This window comes from Rheinheimera lutimaris (assembly GCF_013283795.1).
Classification (GTDB): domain Bacteria; phylum Pseudomonadota; class Gammaproteobacteria; order Enterobacterales; family Alteromonadaceae; genus Alishewanella; species Alishewanella lutimaris.
Window position 1 is genome coordinate 1 of sequence record NZ_JABSOD010000011.1, and the last position, 16,323, is coordinate 16,323.

Annotated in this window: 14 protein-coding genes and 1 pseudogene; 4 read left to right on the top strand and 11 right to left on the bottom strand. The window is 51.7% G+C overall.

Annotation, left to right across the window (positions count from 1 at the left end; genetic code table 11):
• Nucleotides 1–62: 62 nt before the first annotated feature.
• Nucleotides 63–458, bottom strand: coding sequence for a gamma-glutamylcyclotransferase family protein (locus HRH59_RS11960; RefSeq protein ID WP_173501503.1), 396 nt, complete (start codon nucleotides 456–458; stop codon nucleotides 63–65).
• A gap of 86 nt (nucleotides 459–544) precedes the next feature.
• The gene (locus HRH59_RS11965; RefSeq protein ID WP_173501504.1) at nucleotides 545–1,027 is read right to left on the bottom strand and encodes a SixA phosphatase family protein; all 483 of its coding nucleotides are present in this window, start codon (nucleotides 1,025–1,027) and stop codon (nucleotides 545–547) included.
• A 194-nt stretch (nucleotides 1,028–1,221) separates the two neighbouring features.
• Between HRH59_RS11965 and HRH59_RS11970 the strand changes: the two are divergent.
• Nucleotides 1,222–2,562: pseudogene (locus HRH59_RS11970) on the top strand (amidohydrolase family protein).
• Between the two features lie 261 nt (nucleotides 2,563–2,823).
• The gene (locus HRH59_RS11975) at nucleotides 2,824–3,627 is read left to right on the top strand and encodes a sulfite exporter TauE/SafE family protein (protein WP_173501505.1); all 804 of its coding nucleotides are present in this window, start codon (nucleotides 2,824–2,826) and stop codon (nucleotides 3,625–3,627) included.
• A 73-nt stretch (nucleotides 3,628–3,700) separates the two neighbouring features.
• Here HRH59_RS11975 and HRH59_RS11980 read toward each other — a convergent pair whose 3' ends face one another.
• The 3 genes from HRH59_RS11980 to HRH59_RS11990 all read right to left on the bottom strand — a co-directional run bounded on the left by HRH59_RS11980 (nucleotide 3,701) and on the right by HRH59_RS11990 (nucleotide 8,533).
• A complete protein-coding gene (locus HRH59_RS11980; RefSeq protein ID WP_173501506.1) occupies nucleotides 3,701–4,669 on the bottom strand; it encodes a sensor domain-containing diguanylate cyclase in 969 nt (322 codons plus the stop codon).
• Nucleotides 4,670–4,834: 165 nt separating this feature from the next.
• Complete coding sequence (locus tag HRH59_RS11985; RefSeq protein WP_173501507.1) at nucleotides 4,835–5,209, bottom strand: DP-EP family protein; 375 nt, start codon at nucleotides 5,207–5,209, stop codon at nucleotides 4,835–4,837.
• Between the two features lie 24 nt (nucleotides 5,210–5,233).
• Entirely contained in the window at nucleotides 5,234–8,533 is a 3,300-nt protein-coding gene (locus tag HRH59_RS11990; protein WP_231702485.1) for an nSTAND1 domain-containing NTPase, read from the bottom strand.
• A 100-nt stretch (nucleotides 8,534–8,633) separates the two neighbouring features.
• On the opposite strand from HRH59_RS11990, the gene HRH59_RS11995 reads away from it, so the two are divergent.
• On the top strand, nucleotides 8,634–9,374 hold the full coding sequence (locus tag HRH59_RS11995; protein ID WP_173501508.1) for a ferredoxin--NADP reductase: 741 nt from the start codon (nucleotides 8,634–8,636) through the stop codon (nucleotides 9,372–9,374).
• A 16-nt stretch (nucleotides 9,375–9,390) separates the two neighbouring features.
• Here HRH59_RS11995 and traT read toward each other — a convergent pair whose 3' ends face one another.
• Nucleotides 9,391–10,209 carry a complement resistance protein TraT gene (traT, locus tag HRH59_RS12000; protein WP_173501509.1) on the bottom strand — a complete coding sequence of 273 codons (819 nt, stop codon included), beginning with the start codon at nucleotides 10,207–10,209 and terminating at the stop codon, nucleotides 9,391–9,393.
• Complete coding sequence (locus tag HRH59_RS12005; RefSeq protein WP_173501510.1) at nucleotides 10,210–10,944, bottom strand: complement resistance protein TraT; 735 nt, start codon at nucleotides 10,942–10,944, stop codon at nucleotides 10,210–10,212.
• A gap of 261 nt (nucleotides 10,945–11,205) precedes the next feature.
• On the opposite strand from HRH59_RS12005, the gene suhB reads away from it, so the two are divergent.
• Nucleotides 11,206–12,009, top strand: coding sequence for an inositol-1-monophosphatase (suhB, locus tag HRH59_RS12010; protein ID WP_173501511.1), 804 nt, complete (start codon nucleotides 11,206–11,208; stop codon nucleotides 12,007–12,009).
• Nucleotides 12,010–12,177: 168 nt separating this feature from the next.
• Here suhB and HRH59_RS12015 read toward each other — a convergent pair whose 3' ends face one another.
• The 4 genes from HRH59_RS12015 to secD form a co-directional block, all read right to left on the bottom strand.
• Nucleotides 12,178–13,041 (bottom strand): TraB/GumN family protein, encoded by an 864-nt coding sequence (locus HRH59_RS12015; RefSeq protein WP_173501512.1) that lies wholly within the window; start codon nucleotides 13,039–13,041, stop codon nucleotides 12,178–12,180.
• A gap of 11 nt (nucleotides 13,042–13,052) precedes the next feature.
• Nucleotides 13,053–13,430 carry a rhodanese-like domain-containing protein gene (locus HRH59_RS12020; RefSeq protein WP_173501513.1) on the bottom strand — a complete coding sequence of 126 codons (378 nt, stop codon included), beginning with the start codon at nucleotides 13,428–13,430 and terminating at the stop codon, nucleotides 13,053–13,055.
• 81 nt (nucleotides 13,431–13,511) lie between these two features.
• Entirely contained in the window at nucleotides 13,512–14,459 is a 948-nt protein-coding gene (gene secF / locus HRH59_RS12025) for a protein translocase subunit SecF (protein WP_173501514.1), read from the bottom strand.
• Nucleotides 14,460–14,469: 10 nt separating this feature from the next.
• Nucleotides 14,470–16,323, bottom strand: a complete 1,854-nt coding sequence (gene secD / locus HRH59_RS12030) for a protein translocase subunit SecD (RefSeq protein WP_173501515.1) — start codon at nucleotides 16,321–16,323, stop codon at nucleotides 14,470–14,472.

The following is a 16,323-nucleotide window of genomic DNA, read 5'->3' on the forward strand; positions in this document are numbered from 1 at the left end:
CGATCTGAAAAATTCTTATCTGATCGGCATTACGCTTTTGCGGCCTTTTTTTAACGACGCAGTTATTGCGCAAAAAAATCGCCGCTTTGAATTTGTCTCAGCCCTGCCGTATCTCGGTTATACACATACACCCAGGCAGTAATACTGTCGCCATTCTCCAGCATGATGTTTTGTTGTTCACGCCGGTATTCCTGCGGCTGCGCAAAGCCCGGGCCGCACTCTTCGTAGTTATCCAGCGCGGGCAACAAAAGATTCGGCTGTGTCAGCTGATACAGCTCCCCTACCACCTGATCGGCTGCATTTTTGGATGCTACTGCACCGGGATAATAATCTACCTGATAAAGCCTGGCCTGATAGCGCGCCATGGCAATAAAACGGCTATGCTGTGCCAGTAGTTGCTGCATCGGGTGATTCGCGTTCTGCCGCAGGGTGCCGTAAACAAATAGTAAATCTGACATAGGTGAATAAGCTGAGGACTGCCTGAGGGTTACTGTGCCGTGCCGGCGCGATAAACACAAGCCGGCTCACTGCGTTGACTCCGGCACTACATAAAGCGCGCCGGTACCGACCATTGCAATTCCGCCTGCTGAGTGTCGCTGCAGTAGCTAACACAACTTAATGACGCTTTGCGCACATTAAGCAAGCCGGTTTCGCTACCCAGCAATAAGCTGATCAAAGCAGAAAAGTCCGGCTCGTGCCCTACCAGCAAACTGTGCTGCGGTAAGTCGGGCAGCAGTTGCTGCAACTGTGCTTTTGCCTCCCGGCTGGCGGTACCCAACGCCAACCAGGGGTATTCCTGCACCGCGCCAAGCGCGGCTTCTTTGGCCACTATAGCAGCGGTTTGCATCGCCCTTGGATAAGGGCTGCTGAATACAGCCGTGGGCGCAATAGCATGGCGCTGCATAAAAGCCGCCACACGACGCGCCTGCAACCGGCCTTTTTCTACCAGGCAGCGATCTATATCCAGCTGATTCGGCCGGATAACTTCTGCAGTAGCATGGCGTAAAAAATAGATGTATTTATTCATAGCGGCGCAGTTATAGCACGGCGATAAGGCAAATTTATGACATTAAGCTCGTTAGCTCAACAGATTAAAAACCTTGAAACATACTGCAGCACTGCCGGTTTTGCCGTCTACACTGCATTAAGTGACAACCTGCAGCGCTGTTGTTATCTGCTACAGCATCACGAATTTATCTTAGCCAAACACGGAGGGCTTAAATGCAGCCACTACGCCAAATAATTGTACAGCTTATATTATTCAGCAGCCTGTTTGCTGCTGTGCCACAGCAAGCTGCAGCAGAGGATATTCTGCTGCGCGATGTGCGCATTTTTGACGGTAAAAACAATAAACTGTCGGCGCCTTCTAACGTACTGCTAAGCGGCAACCTTATTGCGCAAATCAGCGCAGATCCCATTACCACAGCAGCCGGCACCCTTGTTATTGATGCCGGTGGCCGCACCTTAATGCCCGGGCTGATTGATGCGCATTTTCATATGATGATGACAGCAACACCGCTGCATGTGGCCTTAAACGGGCCTGAAGGTTACGTTAATCTGGTGGCGGCACGCGAAGCTAAAAACGCGCTGCTGCGCGGCTTTACCAGTGTGCGGGATCTGGCCGGGCCGGTGTTTAGTATCAAACGCGGTATAGACGATGGTTTAATTATCGGGCCGCGAATTTGGCCCTCCGGCGCGATGATCTCGCAAACCAGTGGCCACGGCGATTAGCGCCAGTTACATGAATTGCCACGGGCTGCATCAGATAAATTGCATTACTCCGAAATTGCCGGCGGCGCCGCCATTGCCGACGGTGCAGATGAAGTATTAAGACGGGCGCGTGAACAGCTGATGTTGGGCGCTTCGCAAATAAAACTGGCCGCCGGTGGTGGCGTGTCGTCTAATTTTGACCCGCTGGATGTTACCCAGTACACCGACGCCGAATTTAAAGCCGCAGTTGCTGCAGCAGAAAACTGGGGTACCTATGTAACCGTGCATGCCTATACGCCACGGGCGATACAAACCGCCATTAAAGCCGGGGTTAAGGTAATAGACCATGGCCAGATGATTGACGAGCCCACAGCAAAGCTGATGGCCAAAACCGGCACCTGGCTTAGCATTCAGCCATTTTTAGATGATGAGTTTGCCAATCCCCACCCTGAGGGCTCAGAAAACCGCGCCAAACAATTACTGATGACACAGGGCACAGAAAACGCCATTGCGCTGGCAAAAAAATATAAATTAAAAACAGCCTGGGGCACCGATTCGCTGTTTAATGCCAAACTAACCGCCAACCAGGGCGCGCAGTTAGTTAAAATGACGCGCTGGTACACGCCGTTTGAAGTGCTGACAATGGCCACTAATGTTAACGCCCGGCTGCTGGCATTATCCGGCCCGCGCAGCCCTTACAAAGGTAAACTGGGTGTGGTAGAGCAAGGTGCATTGGCCGATTTACTGCTGGTAGACGGCGATCCACTGGCCAATATTAATTTGCTGGCCACACCGGAACAAAGCCTGAAGTTAATTATCAAGGACGGCAAGATTTACAAAAACACCCTCTGACACCCCGCAGCCTGCGGCGAGGTAACATATGCCCGGCTAAGCCGGGCATTGTTAATTAACTACCGGCATTGCTACAGTCGCGGCCGTCAGCCTTGCTGCAATACCGGCCGTTAGCCTGATTTTGCCACGACAAAACAAATTTATGACTACAAATAATAATTGCCGCTTCCGGGGCTGCGGCCAGACTGCACCGGTTGAGATTTTTTTGCCTGCTTAATTAATACAGGGTATGTTGCAGCCAGTTTTAGTTGGAGAGCAAAGATGGCAATTGAGTGGATACTGGCTTTTTTAGCATTGGGTAGTTTTGCCGGGGTGATGGCTGGCCTGCTGGGCATTGGCGGCGGCGGCATTATGGTACCGCTGCTTACCGGTATTTTCCTGGCGCAGGGCATAAGCGCCGATGCCGTGGTACATCTGGCGCTTGGTACCTCTATGGCTACCATAGTAATGACGTCACTGTCGAGCATGCGTGCACATCATGCCCGTGCGGGCGTGTTATGGCCGATTGTGAAAGCAATGGCACCCGGTGTAATAGTGGGTACCTTTGCGGCCACTTTTCTGGCGGCACGTATCAGCTCGCTGTATCTGGCCGGCTTTTTTGCCCTGTTTATGGGTTATGTTGCCTTTACCATGCTACGGGGCAAAACCCCTACCGCCGGCGGCAAGCAGGCCGGCAAAGCTGAACTGGCTGCAGCGGGTGCCGGTATTGGCGCTATCTCGGCACTGGTGTCTATCGGCGGCGGCTCACTTACCGTGCCTTATCTTAGCTGGCGCAGTATCGACATTAAAAAAGCCATTGGCACCTCTGCTGCAGTCGGCTTACCTATTTCAGTTGCCGGTACCGCCGGTTATCTGCTAAATAGCCAAAGCAGCGCCGACCTGCCGTTTATTGTCGGCCTGGTATATCTGCCGGCAGTGGTGTTGATGTCGGTGGCCAGTTTTATTTGTGCACCGCTTGGTGCCAGGCTGGCGCATAAGCTGCCGGTTGCGACGTTAAAGCGGTTGTTTGGCATTTTACTGCTGTTACTGAGCTTAAAAATGCTGGCGTCATTACTGGCAAACTAAAACCAGCTGCCCGCCAACTCTGTTACAGATGTTTACCCGGCAGTTGACACGGCCCGATGCAATACGCAGGCACTCAGCTGCTGGTATTAATGCAATCGCGGCCGTCAGACTTGGCGCGGTACAGCGCGGTATCGGCCGCGCATAACAGCGCCATACTGGTGCGGTACTGGCCGTTAATTTCTGTCGCCACGCCCTGGCTTACCGAGACACTAAGTGAAGCAGGTAACCCGGCGTCGGTAAACTGTAACTGCCGCACCGCCTGCTGCACGTCGCGTGCTACCTGCAGCGCTTTAATTTCATTGTGGTTCGGCAGAATAAGCGCAAATTCTTCGCCGCCGTAGCGAGCGGCCATCTTGGCATCGACCGGCATTGCCTGCACTATCGCACCGGCTACTTTGCGCAAACAAGCATCACCCTGAATATGGCCGTACCGGTCGTTAAACTGTTTAAAAAAGTCGATATCGATAATCACCACGCTAAGCGGCCGGCGGGCATCGGTGCATTGCTGCCATTGTTGTTGCAGCTGCTCGTCAAAACCGCGCCGGTTCGCAAGCCCGGTTAACGCATCGGTAGAGGCCTGCAGGCGCAGTTGCTCACATTCAGCTTTATAGTACGTTAAATCACGCATTACCAGCACCAACCGCGGTTCCGGGTCCGGTAAAAACGATACCGACAGCTCAATATCCTTTATCGCGTTGTCGGCGCAGCGCAGCGCCATTTCCGTCGGCCCGGCCTGCAGCGATAAAATACGTTTGGCTACCATTTTTACTAAGCCGTCGTACTGCTGTTGGCAACGCTTAACTAAAAACTCCGGCCACTTACGGCCAATCAGCGGCTGGCCAACGCAGTTCAGCAATAAAGCCGCTTTGGCGTTAGCGCATTCAATTACACCATCCGGGCTGACAATCAGCACCGCTTCAGCCAGATACTGGATAAAACCACCGAGGTCGATGCCGGCTGATATATCGCCATCCTCTGCCCACAGGCTGTCGTCATTTAATGCCAACGGTTGCAGGTTGGTTTTGCGTTGTGATGTGCTCATCAGGTTATCTCGCTCAAGTGGCTTAACTGCTGCCAACTTTAGCTTTTACTAATTGCGACAACCTTCCGACAACCTTCTGATTTAATCACTTGATTTTAAAAGACTAAAAAGCCCCTTGCGGGGCTTTATTTATTAGCAGAATTACTTCAAACCATAAACCTCAAATTACTTTGGATCATTTTTAACTTGCGGGTCCGGGCTTAATACCATCAAAGTATTCGTGGTATTGGTCAGCACAAACTGGAATTTGGTGGTACCGGCGCTACGGTCCATATCCAGCATTTGCACTAATTGGCCATCGCTACTGACGGTAATAGCATCGATAATGCCGTCAAACGGTGTTACAAAACCGACGCCAATAAAACGCAGGCCTTTACCGGTATTGTCCACCAGTTGATAAGTAATAGTACCGGCTTCTGTTACGGTAACATCCCCGTTGGGTAACGGTTGGCCACCGGTAGTTTGGTAACTAAATACCGGTTCACCATTTTCCAGATTGATAATAACCTGAATTAAGCTGGCAGCTTGAGTTAAAGGCATAACGTATTTCCTTATGGTTGGGGGTTAAAAACGAATATTTACTATGCCGTTTTGCTGCAGCATAGTCATAAGTTCAGGGTAGCTTTCCAGCTCACCCAGACAATCCAGCGCCTTGGCATAAGTAATGCTGTAACGCGGGTCTTTATCTTTTCTTGTGATTACAGATAAACGGTCTTTGACTTTATTACAAACAATTATCGCTGCATCGAGCTTGGTGGCAGCCGTCAAAGCTTTAGCTTGCAGTAGTTGACTATCTGCTAAAGCGGCACTGTAATTATGGTTTTGTGTGTACTGTTCAGTAAGTCCAGTGAAAGCAGCGCTAGCTAAATCGACGTATTTCTTACTGAGCCCAAATTGACCGATATCCTGGAGTTGCTTTGCGGTCGAGAGCCAAAGCCTTGCCTTTATATCTTTAATATTGGTGTTTGAAAGCACCTTTTTTTGAGCATTTAATGTCTCAGTTAATAAAGTAAGGTTATGCTCAATCTGCGCGGCACTTGAACCAGGGTTGATATTAAACTTTTGGTAATCAAGAAAATGTTTATTTCTCAGCCACCTGCTGTTTTCAGGGTCTTGCTCAATTGCTTGAGATAAAGCACGGTCTGCTTGTGCAAACACAGTTTGGGCTTTTACTGTTTTTCCTTGATGAATCAGTAGCTCAGCAAGTTTTTGGTAGCTATTCGACAAAATATCGAGCAAATAAGGTTCCGGCTTTGTTTTAATATTTACCAACTCAGCCAGCAATTCCTGATGAATTTTAATTGCTAAATGCACATTCCCTTCAGCTAAAGCTGCACTGGCCAACCAAGAGCGGGTATCAGCAATGTCCGCGATTAGCTGCCCATTATCCGACTGTTGATTTGCCGCTAACAATTTAAGCCGCAACGACTCTTCAAAATTCTTTCTTGCAACATCAAACTGCTGCAGTTCCATCGCCAGCGAGCCTAATGAATTAGTCGCGTAGGATAGCTCCATAATGGCGTCTAAATCGTCCGGCGCCAGCTGATACATGCGCTCGCTGTAGTGATAATACAGTTCAAATTCAGGCTGCACCGCCTGCCAGTTGCTGGCGTCGTATTGTATTTGCCCGAGCCAAAAGGCGTTAGCGCCGAGGGTTTTTAATAATTCCAGATTATCCGGCTGTTCGGCTAATACCGATAACAGCTTGGTTCTGGCAGCTTGCAAGGCGGCGGTGGCTTCATCCATTTTGCCGCGTGAATAGGCCACTTCGCCCATGGCTTCTAAGGTTTGGCCGTGTTTTAACCGCGCTTCTGCACTTAAGTGGTCATTGGCGGAAGAGAAATCACTAAAGTACTCCAGCGCTTTATTGCTGATACCGTCGAGTAAATCCATCCGGCCGATGCTGCGCAATTTGTCGGCAAATTCACCGACCATAAAACCGAGCAGGTTTTCTGCTGCCAGCCGTTTTTGCTGTGCTTGCTGTTCTGCGTTAAAACTTCTGAAACTCATGCTGACAGCGGTAAAGGTAAGCAGACACAACAAGGCAATGGTACCGCGCCGCGTCCAGCGCTTAAGCCCGGCTTTATTGGCAGAAACCTGAATAAAACGCCGCTCGTCGGCTTCCAGCGAAAACAAGCTGTTCGCCAGCAGGGTTTGCGCCTCCTGCAGCGGTTTGCCGTCGGCCAGTAAATAGGCGCTGTTTTGTTGCTCGGCCAGCCAGCGCTGGGTTAAATGCTGCAACCGGCTTTTTACGCTTAAGCTGTCATGGTGTTCGCTAATCCAGGCGGTGGCGCGCGGCCAGCGCCGAAGTAATGCTTCGTGCGCGATACTAAAGCACGGCTCGCCATTTTGCAGGTGCGACACAAACAAGCGTTGCTCTACCATGGTTTGCACCAGAGTGCGCTCAGCGTCAGTTTGCAGCTGTTGCACGCGGCCGCTGCGGCTGGTAATGCTTTTTTCGTCCTCGCGCAGGGTTACCAGCATTGATAACACCCGCGGCAGGCTGTCTTGCTCGACTTTGCTTAAGCCTTTAATAGCCTGCTCAGCATTTTTACCTATAGCGCCCTCTATACCGCCCAGCGCTTTATACACCGGCAACAGCAGCTTGTTATCGGCGCTGCGCTGTAAATACAACTGCTGCAGCGTGTATTGCAACATCGGCAAGGCATCGGGGTTACTGGCCGCTTCAGTGCAGAGCATTTCATCCAGTCCCATGGCGGTAGCGGGGTCGGTATCAAAACTCAGCCCGGCAGCCAGCGCCGGCAGGCGGATCATTTGCAGCAAATCGGCGCGGCCCGGCGCGGCCAAATCAAAGTGCGCGCCTTTGGCTTTACCGGCGATCAGGCTGGGGTAATCGACCAGCAGTGGATAAAACTCGTTGCGGCATGCGCTTAACACCAATACCGCGCCGCTGGTGGCCAGTTGCTCCAACAGCGCAACAAAGTCTGTGCGTTGCTGTGCACTGAACAACGGCGACGACAACAGCACCTCTAAGCGATCGACAAACAAGGCAAAACGCTGCTTGGTCTGCGCGTTTTTCGGCAATTGCTGCAGGCAACGCTGCATCACCTGTTGTGGATCTGTTGCCAACAGTGCCGCCAGGCTTTGCGCGCTGTCGCCGGCAAATACCGGCTGTTCATTAAGTTCCCAATCCAGCATGCTGCCGGCTAAATCGGTGAGCAATTGTCCGGCGGCCACATCGGCCAAGTCCAGACTGCTGAATGACAACACCTCAACACCGTTATAGCCGCCCTGCTGCATCAGGTTAGGCATAACACCGGCATTTATTAATGAAGATTTACCGCTGCCGCTGGGGCCAAGCAACAAACAACAATCGCGGCCATATTTAATTTGTTGCGCGATGCGGCTAAGTAAGGTGTTTATTTGGATACCGCGGCCAAAAAATACGCTGGCATAGCGCGCATCGTAAGCCTGTAAGCCCGGAAACGGCGAGCCCTGCTGCCAGCTTTGCGCCTGCACACTTTGCTGTTGTCCCAGCGGAAAGCGCACTTCAGCCAGGGTGCGGTAACCGCGCTTACGGATGGTTTCAATATAAACCGGATTAGTAGCGTTATCGCCCAGCGCCTTGCGCAGCTGGGTGATGGTTTTATGCAGCGGGTTATCACCGGTGTCGGTATCCGGCCAGCATTCACGCACAATATCATCGCTGCTAAGCACCTCGCCGGCGTGACGGCACAGCAACAGCAGTACATCCATGGCTTTGGGCTCGAGCTGAATAAGCTGCTTGCCGCGGCGCAGGCTGTTGGCGGCAGGGTCTACCTGCCAGTCAGCAAAGAAGAAAGTGTCGCTCATAGCTACTTGTAATTGTTGGTTTGTTGCACAACATAACATGCTGTCGGGCATTAGTTTAGCCCCTTTTACTTTTAACAACTGCAACAATACGGCTTGAATATCGCGGCAACTTTGCCAGGCTTGAGCCAGAGCAGATTTAAGGAAACCAATTATGGCGCAATGGCTTAGCGGTACAGTAACCGACAACCTGCATTGGCATGCCAATTTGTTCAGCATTAAACTGCAAACACCCGCCTTTGAATTTACCGCCGGGCAATTTGTCCGGCTGGGGCTGAATACGCCGGACGGCCGTGTGCAGCGTGCCTATTCGCTGGTGAACAGCCCGGGAAGTAGCGAGCAGGAATTTTTAGTCAGTACTGTGGCCGGCGGCAAACTGTCACCGCTGCTGCAACAGCTGAAAATGGGCGATACGCTGGAAATAAGCCAGCCGGCTTCCGGCTTTTTTGTACTGGATGAAGTACCCGACGGCGACAACCTGTGGCTGATCTCCAGCGGCACCGGTATCGGGCCCTATTTATCTATGCTGGGCACGCATAACCTGTGGCAGCGTTTTAAACATATCGTATTGGTGCACAGTGTGCGCACTATCGCCGATTTGGCCTACCGCGAGCTTATTCAGCAGTATCAGCATCAATACCCGGGCCAACTGCACTACCAACCCATAGTAACCCGTGAGCCGATGACCGGCGTACCGCAGCAACGCCTGCCGCAGCTGATACAAAGCGGCGAGCTGCAAGCAATATGTAAGCAACCACTTACCAACCGCTCGCAGGTCATGCTATGCGGCAACCCCGAAATGATTAAAGATACCAAAGCGATGCTGGAAAGTATGGGCTTAAAGAAAAACCTGCGCCGCGAGCCCGGCAATATTACCGTAGAGCAGTATTGGTAGTATTGAACTGTGCAGGCTAAAAAATGCCGGCCAAGGAGCGCAGCAGCCCCTGGTGCAGTGGTTGCTCGGCATCTTGCCAGCTAAGGTTAGCCTTATTAGCGAAGCTGACCACTTTTACCTGATACTTACGCATATCAGTATCACGTTGCCATAACTGCTCAAAAGCACCACTGTCGCCCTGGCGTAGCTGATGCTCGCTGTATTCCTGCACTTTTTGCGCGGAGTCCGGTGCGATGCGCTCGGCAATCTGAATATCGGTCAGCATGGTGTAGTATTTGTCCTGCACCAACTGGTTACCGATGTACTCGGCGCCGGCAAAGGCAGCCAACACCACTAAAGCGCGGGCAATGTCTTTGCCGTCGATATTGGTGCCGACAGAGGTATCCACAAATACCGCGGCATTGCGGTTATAGCGGTCATTACGCTGCTGCGGTGTTTCCGCTGGTGGCGGTGGTGCCATACCCGGATCCAGCAACTGCTGTACTTCGTCTGCGGTCATGCCGTACTCGTCGGCCAGCACTTTATCCGGCCGTTCTTTTAATACCGTACGCACATTCACCTGTAACCAGTACTGCGCGTTAATAGGCGAATCTACCAGCTGATAACCACGAGTCAGCATAAAGTTGCGCACATCGTCGCCCAGCGGTAATTGGTACTCTGCTGCAGTTTGGCGAATATCGAGAAAAATGGTGCGCTGCTCCGGCTCCACCGGATCCAGATACACTGTTTGGCTCATGCGCGTTTGTACATCCAGGTTGCGCTTTGCCACCGAGGTATGTACTGCAGTACAAGCCGACAGCAGCCATACCGCCAGCAGCAGGAAAGCTATACGCATTTAGAATAAACCGGCCAGCGCCCGCACCATGCCTTGGGTCAGCTCCGGCTCGGCTTCCGGCCACTTTAAGTTAGCCTGATTGGCAAAGCTGACTACGCGGGTTTGATATTTGCGCATATCACTCTGGCGCTGATAACTGGAAGTAGTGCTGCCACTGTCGCCCTGGATCAGCTGATGCTCTGAGCTTTCGCGCACGGTGCCATCAAAGCGTTCCATAATCTGAATATCGGTAATCACGCTGTAGTACACATCTTCTACCATCGCATCAACCACGGTTCCCACTACAGCACCACCAACTACGGCACCAATTGCGCCACCACCACCCGAGCTGCCGCCGGTAGCACGGTGAATGGCATAACCTGATACCGCACCACCTGCAATGCCCGGGCCTGCCGCCAGCGCACCGTTGGTAGCACGCGCATTACTGCGGCCAACCTGTAATACATTGGCCTGCAGCCAATAGTTTGCCCGTGACGGACTATCAATAACCTGGTAGCCGCGCGCCTGCAGGCTTTGAATAACCTGAGGTTTTAAATCAAATTCCGGTTTATCGGAGGTATTGCGGATATCAACAAACACCGTGCGCTGCTCCGGCTCTACCGGGTCAAGAAAAATAGAGCTGCTCATTTTGGTTTGTACGTCTAAATTACGTTTGGCTACGGCAGTGTGCACCGCGCCGCAACCGCCTAATACTAAGCTGACAACGGCCACTGAGCTGATTAACAGGGTTTTCATCTTGGGTATCCTCTGTGCTGATCTCACGACACTTAAGCGCTCATTCAATGTAGGCGCGCCGGGCTGAATCATATCTGAATAATTAACCTGAGTTTATACTAAAACTTACACCAGCTGAATACGGCATTGTAAGCAAACATAAACAGCTGAAATTACCTGGCGGCAGTGGTTTTACCTTTACTTTTGCGTGCCAGCCGTTACAATGTGCGCCGCTCTTTTGACCGAAATTTACACAGCTCTTTTCAAAATAAGGTAATTGCTATGCATCCGATGTTAAACATCGCGGTTCGCGCTGCCCGCAGCGCCGGTAACGTGATCGCTCGTGCCTGTGGCCAGTTAGATATGGTACAGAAAGTACAAAAAGGCACTAACGACTTTGTCACCAATGTCGACAGAGAAGCCGAACAAGCTATTGTTCAGGTGTTACAAAAATCGTTCCCGACCCACGGTATCGTCGGCGAAGAGCATGGTGATTACGGTAATAACGACAGTGAGTTTCAATGGATCATTGACCCACTGGACGGTACCACCAACTTTATTAAAGGCATTCCGCACTTTGCGGTGTCTATCGCGTTAAAACATCAGGGTAAGTTAGACCAGGCAGTGATCTTTGATCCACTGCGCGGCGAGCTGTTTACCGCATCCCGTGGCCGTGGTGCCCAGTTAAACGGTACCCGTATTCGTGTCACCAACCTGCCTGATATGCAGGGCACTATTTTAGCTACCGGTTTCCCGTTTAAAAACAAAACTCACTTACCGGCACACAGCGCGATGTTAGCGTCTTTACTGACCGACGCCGCGGACATCCGCCGCACCGGTTCTGCCGCGCTGGATTTAGCCTATGTGGCTGCCGGCCGCTTTGATGGTTTCTTTGAAATTGGTTTAAAGCCGTGGGATATCGCCGCAGGCGAGCTAATCGTGCGCGAGGCCGGTGGCCTGGTGTGTGATTTTGTTGGTGGTAATAACCAACTGCGCAGTGGCAACATTGTTGCCGCCAGCCCGAAAGTGCTGGCCGGCATGCTTAAAGGTATTCGTCCGCACCTGACCGAAACCCTGTCACGCTAAGTCCGGTGTAACACCGCGACAGCACAGGTTAGAACCCCGATGCGCAGCCACAGAGTGTCTGAACAAGCCAGGGATGGCTTGTGAGTTGCTGTGGCGAGCACAGCGGGTGTTGTAACCTGACGGTGGCCCCCGCCGGCTGCGCATCGGGGTTCCGGGCTATAAGCAAAGCTATAACTGCGTGATGTTATAGCCTTGCTCCCGCAGCAATTGCAGTACATTACTCTCACCCGCCAGATGCAAAGCCCCGACTAATACCAGCTCTACTTCCGGCGTGGCCAGCATTTGCTGTATTTGTGGCAGCCAGTTTTTATTGCGCTGCACCAGTAACGCCTCGTAAAACTGCTTACCTTCCGGCGTATCGGTAAAGGCCATCGCCAACTCTGCCATAGCGCCGGTATCACCACTGCGCCAGGCGGCAATAATTTTATTTAACTCTGTTTCTAACTCCGACAACTGCGCCAAATTTTGCTGCACGAAGGCATCTTCATTGTTGGCGGATATGTTCAGCAGCATACCCAGCTGCTGTTCTACCGTTTCCAGAAACAGCAATGGCTTATTATCAGCCAGCGCTTGTTTGAGGAAATACATATCGACGCCCTCACCGGCCATGCCGGCCTTTTGCAACGCAACCTGCATTAAGGTTAACAACACAAAATCCGGCTTAAAGCCGTTCAACGGCGCCAAATCGACGCCCTGGGTATTGGCATATTGCTGTAACTGCTTATAGGTTGCTGCCGATAATACGCCATTGAGCTTACGGCCATCTTTGTACATCGCCTGCTGCATCAGCAGTTGCATGCCCTGCGGCGTTTCCAACTCGCGCACATCGGTTTCAAAAACCAGCGTATCGGCTTGCCGGTAAGCCGTGGCAAATTCCGCCGGCAATGGAAACTGCTGTGGCGGTAACAAATGCACTGTACCGGCGATATATAATGTTTGCTCAGCTTTGCTAACCTGCCATACCGAGGTTTGTGCCTGCACACCTAAGGTAAACCATAGCGCCGCGGCGTAAAGCCCTGTTTTTAACCACATTGATAACATCCTCATTTACCGGCCGGTACTTCTACCGGTAGCTTACGTTCACACCACTCCCGATAACCACCGGCTAAACTAAACACATTTTGATAGCCCATCTGCTGCAGCGTTTGCGCCGATAACGCTGAGCGGTAACCGCCGCCGCAGTACAACACCAGCTTTTGCTTTTTATCAGCTACCGTTTGCTCAATATCACGTTCGATAATACCTTTGCCCAAATGCATCGCCTCAGGCAAATGGCCGGCGGCCCATTCATGGTCCTCGCGGATGTCCAGCAACACATAAGGCTGGTTGTGCTGCAGCAACTCAGTGATGCCAATTTCGTTAATCTGCGCTTTGGCTTGTTCTACCAGGGCAATAAAACCCGGTGCGTGTTGTTTGCTCATACTGTTGCTCCCTAATATGGCGGCGCAAAAAACAAAAATGCCGGTCAGTGACCGGCATTTTTAGCATCTTTAGCTACTGATTTACAGCAAGGCGTCGGTATTTTCACCTTCTTTTTCTACCGGCGGTGGCGGCAGCATATCTTCGCGGCTGATGCCGAGAATTTCTGCTATCGCACTGGCGACATAGATAGAAGAGTAAGTACCAATGGCAATACCAAACAATAACGCCGTAGCAAAACCATGAATTAACGCCCCGCCCATATAAAACAACACCACCAACACTAACACTGTAGTTAACGAGGTGATTACGGTGCGGTTCAGGGTTGAGGTAATGGCGTCGTTAATAGTGTCATCCACGCTGGTATCACGCAGTTTGCGAAAACTTTCACGAATACGGTCGAATACCACTATGGTGTCGTTAATCGAATAACCTATCAGCGCTAATATCGCCGCCAGCACAGTTAAATCAAACTCTAACTGCAACACCGAAAACAAGCCCATGGTTAGCGTCACGTCGTGGAACAAGGCCATTACAGCGCCCACCGATAAACGCCATTCAAAGCGCATGGTAACGTAAAGCAAAATACCGATCAGCGCCACCAGCATCGCCAGGCCGCCATCTTCTTTTAACTCTTCACCTACGCTTGGACCAACAAACTCGATACGGCGCATGGTAACCGGCTCAGTTTCTGCCGCGTTAAGTGCCTTTATAACACTGTCGCCCAATGCTGACTGGTCAACATCGGTGCGCAGCGGAATGCGGATTAACACATCACGGCTGGTGCCAAACAACTGCACTACGGCATCGCCATAACCGGCGTCTGTCAGGGTTTGCCTTACGGCCGGTAAATTCGCAGGCTGGGCAAAGCCCACTTCGATTACGGTACCACCGGTAAAATCCAGGCCCCAGTTGATGCCTTTAGTCGCAAAGGAAAACAACGAGCCTAAGATCAACAAAGTAGACAGCACTATAGCCGGCCATTTTAACCGCATAAAATTCAGCGGCTGGCTAAAGGAAAATATTCTCATTGCATGCCCCTTATATTGGCAGCGACTGCACGCGGCGGCCACCCCAGAACAAATTAACCAATAAACGGGTACCGACAACGGCGGTGAATATTGACGTTAAAATACCAATGGCCAGGGTTACTGCAAAGCCTTTTACCGGCCCGGTACCGATACCGAACAGAATTAACGCCACTAATAAGGTAGTAATATTAGAGTCGGCAATAGTAGCAAAGGCACGGTCGTAGCCATGGTGGATCGCTTGCTGCACAGAACGCCCGTCGGCTAATTCCTCGCGGATGCGCTCAAATATCAGCACGTTAGCATCAACCGCCATACCAACAGTTAATACGATACCGGCCATACCGGGTAAGGTAAGGGTTGCGCCCGGGATCATCGACATGACGCCAACAATTAACACCAGGTTGGCTACCAGCGCCAGGTTAGCCACCAAGCCAAAGGCTTTGTAGTAAATCACCATAAAGACCAGCACACAAATCATACCCCAGAAGATAGCCGTGGTACCAAGCTCGATGTTCTCTTTACCCAGGCTTGGGCCTATGGTGCGCTCTTCAATAATCTGAATAGGTGCAATTAAGGCACCGGCACGCAGCAAGGTGGCCAGGTTTTGCGCTTCACCCGGTGAGTCGATACCGGTAATGCGGAAATCACGGCCTAAACGTGCCTGGATGGTGGCGTCATTTATCACTTCCTGCTGTTTAATCAGCACAGGGTTACCATCCGGACCAAGCTCGGTGCCGGGTTTATATTCAATAAACACCGACGCCATACGCCGGCCAATGGCATCGCGCGTAGCCGCAGATAACATATTGCCGCCTTTGGCATCCAGCTTAATACTAACCTGCGGCCGGCTGTATTCATCAAACGCTGAATTAGCGCCGGTAATGTGTTCTCCGGTTAGCATAATGCGTTTTTCCAGCAATACCGGACGGCCATCGCGGGTGTAATACAGCTCTGCATTTAACGGTACACGGCCTTCTAAGGCTGCGGCTAAATCGCCCTCTTCATCTACCAGACGAAACTCCAGTGATGCGGTAGCACCAAGGATTTCTTTCGCGGTAGCGGTGTCTTGTACACCAGGCAGTTGCACTACAATGCGGTCTGCGCCCTGACGTTGCACTAATGGTTCAGCAACACCAATTTCATTGACCCGGTTACGGATAATAGTGATGTTTTGCTCCAGTGCGTATTCACGAATTTCTTTTAAGCGAATTTCACTGATGCTGACCAGCAACGTTAAGTCATCGCTGCCGGGGCTGAATACCAGCTCACGGTCACGCTTTTTTAACGCGGCCTCGGTTGCAACCACATCTTCTGCCGAGCGCAGCAATACCTGCACCTGGCCGCTGGCCGTGTCTGCCTGAATACTGCGGTAACGGATTTTATCCTCACGCAAGTCTGCCCGAAAGGTTTGCACCATATCGTTCAGGTTTTTATCCAGCGCCGCTTTCATATCGACGGCCATCAAAAAGTGCACACCACCACGTAAGTCCAGGCCGAGCTTCATCGGTGAAGCACCGATTGCCGCCAGCCAATCCGGCGTTGCCGGTGCCAGATTAAGCGCCGTAATGTAGTTAGCACCCAATTGCTGGCTGGCAATTTCGCGCGCCTGCAGCTGATCTTCAGTGCTGTTAAAGCGTGCCAGCAACTGGCCGTTCTCTAACACCACCGATTTTGCCGCTATACCGGCTGCACTGAAGCTTTGCTCCAGCTGCTCACGGGTTTGCTCCGCTACAGTACCGCCACGGGTGGCGCTGATATTCAGCGCCGGGTCTTCCGGGTATAAATTTGGCAAGGCATACACCAGAGCCAGCAATAACATGCCGAGCACCAAAAAGTAGCGCCAAACGGGGTTTTGATTTAACAC

Bases quoted from the DNA above. Each gene is read 5' to 3' on its own strand.
- HRH59_RS11960 (WP_173501503.1), bottom strand. From the start codon at position 458: ATGTCAGATTTACTATTTGTTTACGGCACCCTGCGGCAGAACGCGAAT.
- HRH59_RS11965 (WP_173501504.1), bottom strand. From the start codon at position 1,027: ATGAATAAATACATCTATTTTTTACGCCATGCTACTGCAGAAGTTATC.
- HRH59_RS11975 (WP_173501505.1), top strand. From the start codon at position 2,824: ATGGCAATTGAGTGGATACTGGCTTTTTTAGCATTGGGTAGTTTTGCC.
- HRH59_RS11980 (WP_173501506.1), bottom strand. From the start codon at position 4,669: ATGAGCACATCACAACGCAAAACCAACCTGCAACCGTTGGCATTAAAT.
- HRH59_RS11985 (WP_173501507.1), bottom strand. From the start codon at position 5,209: ATGCCTTTAACTCAAGCTGCCAGCTTAATTCAGGTTATTATCAATCTG.
- HRH59_RS11990 (WP_231702485.1), bottom strand. From the start codon at position 8,533: ATGCCCGACAGCATGTTATGTTGTGCAACAAACCAACAATTACAAGTA.
- HRH59_RS11995 (WP_173501508.1), top strand. From the start codon at position 8,634: ATGGCGCAATGGCTTAGCGGTACAGTAACCGACAACCTGCATTGGCAT.
- traT (WP_173501509.1), bottom strand. From the start codon at position 10,209: ATGCGTATAGCTTTCCTGCTGCTGGCGGTATGGCTGCTGTCGGCTTGT.
- HRH59_RS12005 (WP_173501510.1), bottom strand. From the start codon at position 10,944: ATGAAAACCCTGTTAATCAGCTCAGTGGCCGTTGTCAGCTTAGTATTA.
- suhB (WP_173501511.1), top strand. From the start codon at position 11,206: ATGCATCCGATGTTAAACATCGCGGTTCGCGCTGCCCGCAGCGCCGGT.
- HRH59_RS12015 (WP_173501512.1), bottom strand. From the start codon at position 13,041: ATGTGGTTAAAAACAGGGCTTTACGCCGCGGCGCTATGGTTTACCTTA.
- HRH59_RS12020 (WP_173501513.1), bottom strand. From the start codon at position 13,430: ATGAGCAAACAACACGCACCGGGTTTTATTGCCCTGGTAGAACAAGCC.
- secF (WP_173501514.1), bottom strand. From the start codon at position 14,459: ATGAGAATATTTTCCTTTAGCCAGCCGCTGAATTTTATGCGGTTAAAA.